Annotated in this window: 13 protein-coding genes and 1 pseudogene; 5 read left to right on the forward strand and 9 right to left on the reverse strand. The window is 71.5% G+C overall.

The genetic code is table 11. The annotated features are described in order from the left end of the window. The first annotated feature begins 264 nt into the window (after positions 1 to 264). Together ACIBSV_RS50260 and ACIBSV_RS50265 are read left to right on the forward strand one after the other, a co-directional pair. Positions 265 to 912 carry a hypothetical protein gene (locus ACIBSV_RS50260; RefSeq protein ID WP_395874663.1) on the forward strand — a complete coding sequence of 216 codons (648 nt, stop codon included), beginning with the start codon at positions 265 to 267 and terminating at the stop codon, positions 910 to 912. A gap of 271 nt (positions 913 to 1183) precedes the next feature. Continuing rightward, complete coding sequence (locus ACIBSV_RS50265) at positions 1184 to 1324, forward strand: hypothetical protein (RefSeq protein ID WP_395874665.1); 141 nt, start codon at positions 1184 to 1186, stop codon at positions 1322 to 1324. 29 nt (positions 1325 to 1353) lie between these two features. On the opposite strand, the gene ACIBSV_RS50270 is transcribed toward ACIBSV_RS50265, so the two are convergent. The 8 genes and pseudogenes from ACIBSV_RS50270 to ACIBSV_RS50305 form a co-directional block, all read right to left on the reverse strand. Continuing rightward, a complete protein-coding gene (locus tag ACIBSV_RS50270; RefSeq protein WP_395874667.1) occupies positions 1354 to 2166 on the reverse strand; it encodes a hypothetical protein in 813 nt (270 codons plus the stop codon). Positions 2167 to 2301: 135 nt separating this feature from the next. Then, positions 2302 to 3405 carry a hypothetical protein gene (locus ACIBSV_RS50275; protein ID WP_395874669.1) on the reverse strand — a complete coding sequence of 368 codons (1104 nt, stop codon included), beginning with the start codon at positions 3403 to 3405 and terminating at the stop codon, positions 2302 to 2304. Between the two features lie 217 nt (positions 3406 to 3622). Beyond that, complete coding sequence (locus ACIBSV_RS50280) at positions 3623 to 5497, reverse strand: ABC transporter ATP-binding protein (protein WP_395874671.1); 1875 nt, start codon at positions 5495 to 5497, stop codon at positions 3623 to 3625. A 69-nt stretch (positions 5498 to 5566) separates the two neighbouring features. After that, the gene (locus tag ACIBSV_RS50285; RefSeq protein WP_395874673.1) at positions 5567 to 5986 is read right to left on the reverse strand and encodes a lasso peptide biosynthesis B2 protein; all 420 of its coding nucleotides are present in this window, start codon (positions 5984 to 5986) and stop codon (positions 5567 to 5569) included. Beyond that, positions 5983 to 6282 carry a PqqD family protein gene (locus ACIBSV_RS50290; RefSeq protein ID WP_395874684.1) on the reverse strand — a complete coding sequence of 100 codons (300 nt, stop codon included), beginning with the start codon at positions 6280 to 6282 and terminating at the stop codon, positions 5983 to 5985. The genes ACIBSV_RS50285 and ACIBSV_RS50290 overlap by 4 nt, the downstream gene beginning before the upstream one ends. Further along, positions 6273 to 6569: an asparagine synthase-related protein gene (locus ACIBSV_RS50295; RefSeq protein ID WP_395874686.1), complete on the reverse strand. Its 297-nt coding sequence runs from the start codon at positions 6567 to 6569 to the stop codon at positions 6273 to 6275. The genes ACIBSV_RS50290 and ACIBSV_RS50295 overlap by 10 nt, the downstream gene beginning before the upstream one ends. 52 nt (positions 6570 to 6621) lie before the next feature. Beyond that, positions 6622 to 8088, reverse strand: a pseudogene (locus ACIBSV_RS50300) (asparagine synthase-related protein); the annotation flags it as partial. A gap of 145 nt (positions 8089 to 8233) precedes the next feature. Beyond that, complete coding sequence (locus ACIBSV_RS50305; protein ID WP_395874675.1) at positions 8234 to 8377, reverse strand: hypothetical protein; 144 nt, start codon at positions 8375 to 8377, stop codon at positions 8234 to 8236. Positions 8378 to 8644: 267 nt separating this feature from the next. On the opposite strand from ACIBSV_RS50305, the gene ACIBSV_RS50310 reads away from it, so the two are divergent. Continuing rightward, a complete protein-coding gene (locus ACIBSV_RS50310) occupies positions 8645 to 10033 on the forward strand; it encodes a transcriptional regulator (RefSeq protein ID WP_395874676.1) in 1389 nt (462 codons plus the stop codon). Between the two features lie 168 nt (positions 10034 to 10201). Here ACIBSV_RS50310 and ACIBSV_RS50315 read toward each other — a convergent pair whose 3' ends face one another. Next, positions 10202 to 10420: a hypothetical protein gene (locus tag ACIBSV_RS50315; protein ID WP_395874678.1), complete on the reverse strand. Its 219-nt coding sequence runs from the start codon at positions 10418 to 10420 to the stop codon at positions 10202 to 10204. Positions 10421 to 10573: 153 nt separating this feature from the next. Here ACIBSV_RS50315 and ACIBSV_RS50320 point away from each other — a divergent pair, with 153 nt between their 5' ends. Beyond that, on the forward strand, positions 10574 to 10783 hold the full coding sequence (locus ACIBSV_RS50320) for a hypothetical protein (protein ID WP_395874680.1): 210 nt from the start codon (positions 10574 to 10576) through the stop codon (positions 10781 to 10783). Between the two features lie 148 nt (positions 10784 to 10931). Then, on the forward strand, positions 10932 to 11156 hold the full coding sequence (locus ACIBSV_RS50325; RefSeq protein ID WP_395874682.1) for a hypothetical protein: 225 nt from the start codon (positions 10932 to 10934) through the stop codon (positions 11154 to 11156). Positions 11157 to 11501 lie beyond the last annotated feature (345 nt).

Genomic DNA, 11501 nt, shown 5'->3' on the forward strand with positions numbered 1-11501 from the left:
ACGACGCGACACGTCATCCCTCCCGCACGGCACCAGACTTCATGCCCGACCAGCGGAAACGCAGGAACTACTTTCGATAAGACAACGGCTTCTGAGCCTAGGCGCGCAACTCCCCTGATTTCCAGGCAATTGTCGGCGTACACCTGTATGTGCCCGGGGAGGTACAGCCGAACATGCTCGCCATGTTCGGCGTTGGGTCCGGCTGGTGGTGGGCCGGGCGTAAACGAGAGGCGGGGTGGGCGGGGAGTGGGCCAGACTCCGCTCATGATCACGATGCGGCCCGTGCTGAGGGTGGATGTTCACGACGGCGACTTCGCCTTCTGGCCGGTTGCCGAGGTGAAGTCCTACGGCCACCTTCCTCTGACCGGTGGACTCTCCTCCGCCGAGGTCGGGACGGCGATGATGCGCATCGTCGGCTGCAACGACGTCGGCCCCGCGCCAGGGGAGGGCTTCCCGCCCCCGCCGGCCGACCCGCTCGGTTCCTTCCTGCACGGAATGCTGACCTCCGAGGAACCCATCGTGGGGGGCGGCCTGCTCGTCGTGGACACCTCCAAGGGAGTCGTCGTCTCGCCCGGCTGCTGCTGCGGCCTGGAGGACTGGCGCGAATGGCAGGGCGTCGTCGACGAGGGCGACCCGCCCTGGCTCGGCCACGACCCGCAACCGACCGCCGAACGGCTCGGCGACACCGTTCGACTGACCCTCGACTCCGCGAAGAGCGACAGCCCGGTGATCGAGCTGCCCGGCGGCGAACTCGACCGACTCCTGAAGGGCGTCGAGCGTGACCTCTCCGACTTCGTCGCCCTGGCGGCCGATTGGGCATCCCACCACCTGCCCGACCACGCCATCCCTCTGGAGGCCGCCCTCTCCCGCCTGCTCGATCTGCCGTCACCGACCGGACCACGGCAACGATAGAGCCAGGGGCCGGTTCCACCGACCAGGCAAGTGGGCAGACGGCACCGGGCCGCCGTGAGCACGTTCACGTGTACTTGGTTGGGCACATTGACGAGTACGCCGACAGCAATTGACTCAGGGCCGGGTGGCCTGCGGGGATGCGTCTTCGGGGCGGCAGCCGCAGGCCGTGCACGGACCCGTGCCGCAGCGGTCGCCGCCCCCGCGCGTATGCGCGGGGGCGGCCTCTTCCAGGGGCGTCAGACCAGTGTGGCGGTGATGTGGTGGACGAGTCGTGGTCGAGGAGGTTGCCGGGGCTGCGCCAGAACGCTTCGTCGAATTCCTCGGTCTGAAGGTGGCCGATGTCGCCGGTCGTGCGAAATACGACGGGAGGTCGATGTGCCGGTGGCCGGGCTCGTCCGGGGCGATGCTGTGACGCTGGTTTGCGGCTGACCGTTGACCGGCTCAGTGCAGAGCAGCACGGGGGGATTCAGCGGCTTCGATCAGGGTCCGGGCAACCTCGCGGAGGGGTTCCCAGCGTTCGTCCAGCGGTGTCTGCCCAGATTCTGCAGCGTTGAGAAGCGCATCGATTCGTGTCTGGACGTAGGGCTTGTTCTGCAGTTCTCCTTGCCAGGCATTAACGGACTTGTTCAGCAAGGTCCACACAACCGGGACTGGTTCTCCGCCGACGTCCTGAAGGCAGTCGAGACCAAAGTAGAACTCGACCGAGCATGCGCGACCGTTGATGTCGTCCTGGCCGGAGCCGGAGGGGCCCAGGGTCGGGTAGTCGCGTGCGTAGTCCAGATCGGGCAGCTTGCAGGCCGTGTAGTTGCTGGGGAGGACGGGGTTGGCGAGGTTCTTCAGCGCGGCCAGGCCGGCTGCGTCGTTGTCGACGAGCGCGATGATGCGGTTCATAACGCCCGCGGCTGCGAAGCTTCTGAGGTTGATGACGACTCGGTCTGTTCCGCCGGCGGCCTTGGTGTCCTCAAGGTTCCAGAAGGTGAAGTAGTCGGCGATGTCGGGGCGGACGATCCGCAGTGCCCGGCCAAGGACCCGGGAGTCGAACTTGCCTTCGGTAATGACAATAATCGGGCCGCTGCTGGCTGTCTCGTCGCGCAGCTGCTGCAGTGCCTCGGTCGAGACCGCGTCGGTGCTCTTGAAGTAGCCGGCCGACAGCAGGTCGCTCAGGTCGAGCTTCAGGACGGATTCCGGCGGCTGGGAACGCAGGATCAGGCCGAGGAAGATCCGAGGGTCGTAGTCGAGGTCGTCGAAGCACAAGTCGAACTCGGCGAGCGGCCCATCCCCCGATGCCGACGGGGCCCGACGCGGTCGGCGCCGGCCGGCACGACGCCGACGCCGACCGCCCCCGGCGCGCGGACGGCGCCCCCGGGGCTCGCGCCCACCGTCGAGCCGTCAAAAGGGCGGGTCGTCGGCGCATCCCTCGGGTTCCGCCCAGGGGTCGTCGGCGCCCGCCGGGCGTCGGAGGGAATCCGGGTCGAACATCCGTTGCAGGGTGCGGGTCAGTCCGTCGCCGTCGTGGTCGACCTGGGTCATCCAGGGCATCGAGGCCATCGAGCGGCCGAGTTCGTCGGTGACGCACGCGTCGAGGACGGCGCGCAGGGTGTCCGGGGCGGGGTCGTCGACCAGGCACAGCCATCCCAGGGCGGCGCTCACCCGGACCTCGGCGGTGCGTGTGGGGTCCGACCACAGGGCGCGGGTGAAGGCGGCGGCGTCCTCGTGGCGGTGTTCGCGGGCCAGTTGCGCGATCGCCAGGACCAGGCTCGCGCCGACCCGCGCGTGCTCCTCGGCCCGGAGGCGGTCGTGCAGGGCGGCGGAGATTTCCCCGGCCCGGCCCGTGGACGCCGCCAGGACGTACGCGGCCGCTTCGCGCACGTCGGGGTCTCGGTCGTCCAGGAGCGCGATCGGGATGTGCGCGTCGGCGGCGATCGCGTCGCGTGCCGCCTCGACGGTCCAGTTCTGGAAGTAGCCGCTCATGTCGAAGTGCCAGTCGTCGTCGCCGTCGGCGACCTGCAGCAGATCGGTGCGGGACCCGTCCTCCCAGCATTTGCGGCGCGCCACGACCGCGACCAGTTCGAGTGTGTCCGCGCGGTGGTGGGTGGAGCGATCCGCGGCGATCCGCAACAGGAAGGGCACCGCGAGCGGCGCCACCGAACACCGCGAGCCCTGATGGGAGATCGAGCCCCACAACGACCCGAGCCCCCGCTCCGCCGTCACGGCGTCGGCACAACGCATCTCCTCCAGGTCCTCGGGGACGTCCTCGCCCGAGCCGTAGGCGTGGGAGAACCGGCCCCACGGCACCCGGTCGTAGACGAAGCCGTCCCGCACCTCGACCGGCATCCGCGCCACCACCACACGCACGTCCCGCTCGGTCCCGCGCCACTCCTCCGACCAGACCTCCGGCAACCGGACCTCCGGCAACGTCTCACCGATCCGGGCCTCCCGCAACGAATCGCTCCAGGCCTCGTGCAACGCCTCGACGTCGAAATCGTCGTTCATCCGCACCCGTCCCCAAGGCTCGTCCCGGCCACGTCCGCAGCCCCCGCCCGAGGCCGTGGCACCGAACGCAGGGCCGGCCGTCGCGAAGCACGCCGGGCCCCACGACGTCGGACACGGAAAGCGCCCGCCCCGGTCGGGGAAGCGAGGTCTCCGGTGGCGTCGGCACGCTATCGGTCGCCACCGACGCGATCGCGCGGCGACGGGGCAGACCGTCGGGTCAGGTTTGTTGCAGGCGGTGCAGTTCGGCGAACAGGCCTTCCTGTCGTACGAGTTCGTCGTAGGTGTCGTCCTGGACGATGCGGCCGTCGCGCATGACCAGGACGCGGTCGGCGACGCGGGCGTTGGCGAGGCGGTGGGTGATGAACACGGTGGTGCGGTCGTCCGCGAGTTTCAGCAGGGACCGGAAGACGGTGTGCTCGGCGCGGGCATCCAGCGCGGAGGTGGGCTCGTCCATGATCAGCAGTGCCGTGTCGCGGTGGAACGCCCGGGCGATGGCCAGGCGTTGCCATTGGCCGCCTGAGAGGTCGTGGCCGCCCCACCAGGAGCGGGCGAGGCTGGTGTCGAGCCCGTGCGGCAGGGCCGCGATGACGGCGTCGGCGCCGGATGCCTTGGCGGCGTCGTGGATGGCGTCGTCGCCGCGTTGGTGGGGGATGCCCAGGGTGATGGTGTCGCGGACCAGGAACGGCCAGTCGTAGGCGTCCTGCGGGACGAGGGTGACGTGTTTCCACACGCTTTCGGGGTCGGCGTCGGCGAGGTCGAGGTCGTCGCCGTGCTCGCCGGTCCAGCGGACGTGGCCGGTCTCGGGGAGGTAGAGGCCGGCGATCAGGCGGGCGAGGGTGGTCTTGCCGGAGCCGTTCTCGCCGATGAACGCGATGGTTTCGCCGCGCCTGATCGTGAGGGTGACGTGGTCCAGGGCCGGGGTGTCGGTGCCGGGGTAGCGGAAGGTGACGTCGTCGAGGTGGATGGCGGTCCAGTCGTCGGGTAGGGGTGCGGTTCCGCGTCGGGAGGGGGTGCGGGCGGTGAAGCGGGCCCAGTCGCCGACGTAGAGGCCGTGTTGGAAGAGTTCGCCGGATGTCTGGACGACGGTGGTCAGCGCGGTGGTCGCGGTGCGGATGGCGACCGCGGCGCCGGCGGCGGTGCCGGAGGTGATGGTGCCGCGTGCGGTCAGCCAGATCAGGGCCGCGTAGACCAGGGCGGTGCCCAGTCCGGCAACGGCCTGGCCGGCGAGGCGTACCAGGGCGGAGACGCGGCCCACGCGGGCGGCTTCGTGTTCGAGCCGGTCGGAGACCTTGCGGTAGCGGCCCAGGAGGTAGTCCCGCATGCGGTGGGCGCGTACCTCGGGGGCGGCCTGGACGTAGGTGAGTTCGCTCATCAGGGTGATGCGCCAGCGCCGGTCGGCGAGCATGGTGCGCACGCTGCGGTGCTGGACGCGGGCGACGATCAGACTGGCGACGCCGTGCGGGAGGACGGCGAGCAGCAGCAGGGGCAGCAGGATGGGGTGCAGGGTGGCCAGGACCGTGCCCGCGGCGGCCAGTTGCAGGGCGGCGGCGCAGGTCTCGGTCGCGGCCTGGAGGAGTTGGTGGCCGCGTTCGGAGCCGTCCTCGGCGGCGCTTTTCGCGTCGGCCCATTTCGGGTCGTCGTAGGCGGCGAGGTCGGCGCGGGTGACGGTGTCCAGGAGGCGTTCGGCGGCGTGGCTGTCCATGCGTGGGCCCAGGCGTGCGGCGACCATGGTGGACACCGCCTGCAGGACGGCGTGCGTGCCGGCGGCGACGGCGAGCAGGATCAGCGAGGGCGTGGCGTCGCGTACGGCCCGGCCCCAGTCGTCGTGTGGGGCCAGGAGTGGGGTGAGGATGTCGGTGGTGGCCCACAGGCCGAACGCCGTGGCGGCGGCCGCGCCCAGTTGGGCCGCGATCGCGACGATCAGGGCGCGGGCGTCGATGGTCCAGGCCAGGCGCACGGTCAGTGCGAGGTCGGCGGGTACCCGGGTGGCGATGCGCCACAGGGAGGTCTGGGCGAGGGCCAGGCCGTGGGTGGTGCCGAGGTTGTCGTCCGGGACGAGGATGTCGCCGGGGGCGGTGTCGGGATCGGTCACGCCCGATCAACGAGATTCCCCCGAACGAGTTACCCCGTTCGGGGGTGGCGAATCGTGGCGCGCGGGGTGCTACGGGGCGTATACGCGGTGGAGTTCGCGATCGTGTTCGTTCGTCTCGCCGATGATCGTGCCGTTCGTCTCGATCCAGGCGTGGAGTTCGGTGGGATCGAAACGCGCCCCCAGGACGAGGGTCACGCGCCGGCCGTGGAGGGCGGCGATCAAGGTGGTGGCGATCGCCGTCTCCAGGCATGCGATCCGGCTCGGGTGGCGGCGGGCCGCGAGGCGGATCGTGGCGTGGTGTCGTTCGGCCTGGCGGACGGTGGCGCCGCGCCGGCCCAGGACACGGCGCACGCCGGCGGCGCACCGCAGGGTGTGCCGGAGCGGGAGGGTGAGCAGGAGGGTTCCCGTCCACAGGCTCAGGTGGGCGACGGCGCGTTCGAGGGTGGTGGGTGCCAGGGGGACGGGTGTCTCGGTCATGGTCATGGTCATCGGGTCGGCCTCCTTCGTGGGCGTCGGGCGGGTGGGCTCTCGTCGGCGAGGAGGGCGTGCGCGCGGGCCCGGTCGGTGAACGCGGCGATGTCGGCGTCGACGCGTTCGCGGGCAACGCCGTGTTCGACGGCGAGGGATTCGGCCAGGGTGTCGGGGTGGACGCCGTCGGCCAGGTGCTGCCACAGGCGGGCGGCGGCGGGGTCGAGCAGGAGCCATCGGCCGGTGCGCAGGTTCAGGATCGCGCCGCCGCGATCGGTGCAGGTCCAGTGCACCCCGGGCGCGGGGGTCACACGCATGCGTTCGCCTCCCGGGTGTGTGGGGTCCACCAGGTGTGGCGGTGGCGCTCCAGGACGCGCAGCCAGGTCTCGGTGACGAGGAACATGTGGATCTCGGCGTGGGAGGCGGCGCCGCACAGGGTCCGGTCCAGGGTCGCGTTCACGCGTGCGGGGTCGATCAGGCCGGTCTCGGCCAGGCGCGAGGAGGCGATGAGGTCGCGCACCCACGGGGCGCAGGCGTTCAGGCCCACCCTCGCGGTGCCGTCGAACACTCCCGCGGTGGTGCGGTTCAGCAGCACCTCGGGCACCGCGCCGCTCAGCCCGCGCAGGAGTGGTTTGTATGCGCGGGCCCGACGCGCGCTCGAGTTCGGGCGCGCGGGCGCAGGCGGTGACGACCGGGTCGTCGAGGTAGGGCAGGTGCAGGGCGACGCCGTTGTCTCGGGCGATGCGGATGGTGTCGGTGTGGACGATGCCGCTGTCGTGGATGCCCTGCCGGTACTCCGCCAGCCCCGGCGGGAGATCGGGTGTCCACGCGCGGGAGGCGTCGACCAGGTCGGCGACGGCCGCGCGGCCGTCGCCGGTGAGCCAGGCCGTTCCCGGGCGCCCGCTGCACCGGGAGGTGCCGTCGGGGGCGGCGACGTCGAGGGGGCCGCGGCGCAGCGTGGCGGCGAGTGTGGTCAGGTCGTGGGTGTGGTGGGTGCGGGCGAGTGCGGCCAGGCCGCGCAGGGTGGCGAGGGGGGAGACGTTGCCCACGCGGGCCCAGGCGAGGGCTTCGGTCAGGAGGGTGCGGCGGGCGATCCCGCGTCGGCGGGCGTCGCAGAGCAGGGCGGCGGAGCCGGTCAGGACGGCGTCGCCTCCTTCGCCGGACAGGTGCATGTCGCTGCCGTGGTCGCGGGCTCGGTGTTGGATGAGGCGGAAGGTGCCCAGTGCGCCGAGGGCGAGGGTGGGTCCGTCGGTGAACGGGACGGTGTCAAGGTCTTCGAGTCCGCGGTAGTTCGCGGTGTCCTCGCATCCGGTGACGATCTCGTGGCGAAGTCCCGGTACCGCTCGTGCGATCTCGTGTGCGTAGTCCAGGTCGGAGTTGACGGAGTACGGGTCGCGCCAGGTGTAGGCGCGGGTGGGTGCGGTGGTGCCGGCGAGGGCGGCGAGGGTGCCGGAGTCCAGGCCTCCGGAGAGGTCCGTGCTGGGGTTGCGGGCGCCGAGGACGCGGGTGGTGACGGCGTCGGTGAGGGCGTGTGCCAGGCGTTCGCGGTGGCCTTCGCGGCCGTCGGGGGTGTCGGGTTCGGGTGCGGGGTGGATGCGCACGCCGTCGTCGCCGATCTCCAGGACGGCGCCGGGCGGGACGCGGTTGACGCCGGTGAACAGGCTGTGCGGGCCGAGGGCGTCGACCCCGCTGACGGTGGGCGCGCACAGCGCGCGCACCGGGTCCGGGCCGGTGCCCAGGGCGGCGGCCAGGGGAGCGGCGGCGTCCGCCCACAGCACCGCCGGGCCCCGGCGTGCCCAGTACACGGTGCGCAGGCCGGCGAGGTCGCCGCGGATGCTCACGCTCGTTCCTCGCCGTTGCACCGCGACGAACGAGCCGGTGAAAGTCCGGGTGGGCGCCCACCAGGCGTGGGCCGGTGCCGCCAGGAGTTCACGCAGTCGCGCGTCGCTCGCGCCGCACTCGCCGGCGATCCACAGTCGCCGCGAACCCGCGCCGAGTGTGCGGACCTCCGCGCCGGTGTATCCGGTCGCCCACACCGGTGTTCGCGTGTCGGTGTCCGAACTGGCGCCCGTCGGGCGGATGTCCAGTTCCGTGTTCGGGGGCAGCCAGGCCCCCGCCATCATCCTCACGAACCCTCCTCGTCGGTGCGCGCCCCGACCGCAGGACGCCGGGACCGTGATGGTCCCGGCGTCCCGGTGGCGAGGCGCGTTGTTCACGCCCGCGTCGTCGGAGGCGGGGCGAGCCCCTCCCCGGGCGCGGGCGGATCACTCAGCGGTGGCTGGGCGCAACGCCGGGCCGCTTCTCCTTGTACTGGGTGCCGTCGACGCGGTTGAAGTTGTTCTTGCCGAGGGTGACGGCCTTGGCGTCCCCCGCGTCGGCGATCACCGGCGAACGGTAGGTCTGGGTGTTCATCGGACACTCCTTTCCGTGCCCCGTACCGAAGGGGCCGGGGTGGTTGGGCTTCCGGCGTCTGCCGGTGACGTCAGTCCACCCGACCGGCTCGGGCGTGTGGAGGTCGAAGGCGCCGGCGGCTTGCGGACGTTCGTGGGGACGGTTCGCGGACAAAGCGCGGACATTGCGGCCGGGAAGGGGATTCGCGGGTACGCGACGAGGGAGCAACGGCCTACGGTGGCGTCAAACCCGTCAAGCCCGTCATGTCGAAGCCGCTCGGGGGTTCCCATGCGCAAGACCACCGAACGCACACCGAACGCCCGGTTACGCGAGCGTGCCCGCGCACGGGGCTGGTCCCCCGCGGCGAGCGAACTGTGTACGCATCTGGACGAGCGGGCCCGGAGCCTGGGCCTGAACGTCGTCTTCGACGAGCGAACGGTGCGACGCTGGTTGTCGGGAGACAGCAGATGGCCTCAACGCGTGCACCGCGTCGCACTCGAGGAGATCTTCGGACTCCCCTGCACCCACCTGGGCTTCGCCGCCCCCGCCGACCCGCCGGGCCCGGCTCCCGCCGACACGCGGTGGGAGGCGGACACCGTCGTGACTGACGTCCTCGAGACAAGCCGGAGCGACCTGATGACGGACCACCACCTCGAACCCGCCCGTCAAGGGCCCCTGCTGACCGGCCGCGAGCTGCTGGAATCCGTACGACCGTGGCTGGACCCCACCCCCGGGGAGCGGCCCGCCCCGCCGCGCCCGGGACGCGTGGGCATGTCGGACGTCGCGAGCATCAGGGCGACGACGGAGGCGTTCCGCACCTGGGACAACGCGCACGGCGGAGGACTGTCCCGGCACGCGGTGGTCGCCCAACTGATGTCCACCGCAGCCCTGTTGCAGATCGACCACCGCGACACACGGGTGGAACGCGCGCTGTTCTCCGCCGTCGCCGACCTCGCCTCGGTCGCGGGCTGGATGACCCACGACGTCGGCCGGCACGCGGAATCACAGCAGTACTTCATGCTCGGACTGCGAGCCGCCTCCCACGCCCGGGACGCCGCCATCGGCGCACACCTGCTCAACTGCATGGCCCGCCAGGCCTCCCACCTGGACCGCGTGGACGACGCCCTCGAACTCGTCCAACTCGCCCAATACGGAACCCGCCGCCTGCCCGACGGACGCCTGCGCGCCGTGCTGTCGGCACTCCAGGCACGCTGCCTGGCCATCACCGGCGACCTGCGCGGATTCGACCGCGCAGCCGGAAGCGTCGTCGACTCCCTCGCCGCGGCCGGCGACGACGACCCGCCGTTCGTCCAATGGTTCGACGAGGCCGAGTACGGCGTCACCATCGGCGTGTGTCACCTCATCGCCGCCGGCCACGACCGATCCCACGCCCCACGCGCCGTCGAACTCATCACCACCGCCTCGGCCACACGACCCGGGACACGCGTACGCTCCCGCGCCTTCGACCAGGTCGCCCTCGCCCGCGCGAACGTCGCGGCAGCCGACCTCGAAGGAGCCGACCAGGCCACCGAACGAGCCCTCGTCCTCATGGGCGACGTCGACTCCGCACGCGTACGCGACCGCCTCGCCGAACTCGACATCGAACTCACCCACACCCCCAGCCCCACCGCACGACACACACGCGACCGCATCGCCGAGGCACTGACCCCACACTAGAAACACAAGACACCCCAAAGCCCCGGCGCCCTGCACCGGGCCGGCCGCCCAGGTTCCTGCTGCGCGAGCCCGCAACCGTCTCCTGGCACGACCGACCGAGTCCGAGGCCGCAGCCACCCCGAGCCCACGCCCCTCACGCGAAGTCGGATATTCGAAACTGCCCGCGGGTCACGTCCAGATGCCGAGGGCAAGGATGACCAGCGTGGCGAGTGCCAGGATGAACAGGCCGCCGCAGCCGTCGCCGGAGTTGGACTTCGTCCTGCGCTTCGACCCTCGGGGTCGCTTGCCGGCGCCGTGTTTGGCGCAGTAGCGCTCGCCGGGCCGGGCGTTGTTGCCGCAGCTCTTCCCGCCCCGGCTGCCCTTCGTCGACCTCTGGCAACTGCCCATGAACGTCCCCCTTCGATCGATGGTCACCCCATGTTGTCGAACCCTCGCGCGGCGTGCGGGACTTCGCGCAGACTGGGTGAATGTGGGTGGTCTGTCGTTCGTGTCCGGTGGGGTCCGGGAGCGGCGGCAGGGACTCGAAAGAGGGGGTTCGCGGTGGGGTGGTTCGGTCGGTTCAAGGGTGATTTCTGCTTCGAGGAGGTCGTCGGCGAGGGTGTGATCTGGCCCGCGTACACCGACGACGACGGCGTGGTGTTCCTGGACGTCGACGAGGATGTCGAGGTCGTCATCGACGGCGTGGTCCTGGGCGATGAGATCTACGACGCGTACATCGACGACCGGGGTCGCCTGCGACTGGACGAGTGAGGCCGCGGCGGCCGGTCGGGCCGCGCAGGCATGGCCGCCGCGTCGGCGGGGGAGTGCACAGGGCATGGGCCGTAGAGGTCGGGTTCGCGCGAGCGGTGTCCCCGCGACGCGGTCGGGGACTGGCGCGCCGTCGTTCACGCCGGGTGTGGTGTTCCGGGAGCGGGTCGAGGTGATCGGCGGTCGGGTGTTCCCGGCGACGTGCCGGTTCGACTTCGACGGCGAGCCAGTCGAGGTCGACGCCGCCAAATCCCTGTGGTCGCTGGGACACGGACTGATCCCGACCCGCAGGGAACGCACCATCGCCGCGCTCGTGCTGCTGTGCCCTGGAGCAGCGGCCCATACCGCCGCCCGGCGAGGACACCGCGCCGGCTGACGTCGACCAGGTCCCCAGTACCGCGCGGCGCCTGGTCGCGGCCAGCGCGGCTGGCTACGACGGCGAATACGACGGATACCTCGTCCCCCGCTACGAGCGGGCGGAGCCCGGCGCGGTTGACGCGCCGGGCTCCGTTCGTTGGGTGTGTCGTCGTGTGGTCGGCTGCGGCTACCAGGTACCGGGTGCGGCCCGCCACCCTTGAACGGGTTGTTTGAGAGTGCCGTCGGTGTTGGCGTGGAGTGCGTTGAGAGTGGTGGAGCCGTCGGTCCATTCGTACATGGCGGTGAGGTCGTCGCGGCCGTCGCCGTTGTAGTCGCCGGTCAGGGGCCAGGCGGCGCTGGTTGC

It is taken from the genome of Embleya sp. NPDC050154 (genome assembly GCF_044460165.1).
In the GTDB taxonomy this organism is placed as follows: Bacteria; Actinomycetota; Actinomycetes; order Streptomycetales; family Streptomycetaceae; genus Embleya.

Coding starts and splice junctions, on each gene's coding strand:
- ACIBSV_RS50260 (WP_395874663.1), top strand. CDS start 265: ATGATCACGATGCGGCCCGTGCTGAGGGTGGATGTTCACGACGGCGAC.
- ACIBSV_RS50275 (WP_395874669.1), bottom strand. CDS start 3,405: ATGAACGACGATTTCGACGTCGAGGCGTTGCACGAGGCCTGGAGCGAT.
- ACIBSV_RS50285 (WP_395874673.1), bottom strand. CDS start 5,986: ATGACCATGACCATGACCGAGACACCCGTCCCCCTGGCACCCACCACC.
- ACIBSV_RS50290 (WP_395874684.1), bottom strand. CDS start 6,282: ATGCGTGTGACCCCCGCGCCCGGGGTGCACTGGACCTGCACCGATCGC.
- ACIBSV_RS50305 (WP_395874675.1), bottom strand. CDS start 8,377: ATGAACACCCAGACCTACCGTTCGCCGGTGATCGCCGACGCGGGGGAC.
- ACIBSV_RS50310 (WP_395874676.1), top strand. CDS start 8,645: ATGCGCAAGACCACCGAACGCACACCGAACGCCCGGTTACGCGAGCGT.
- ACIBSV_RS50315 (WP_395874678.1), bottom strand. CDS start 10,420: ATGGGCAGTTGCCAGAGGTCGACGAAGGGCAGCCGGGGCGGGAAGAGC.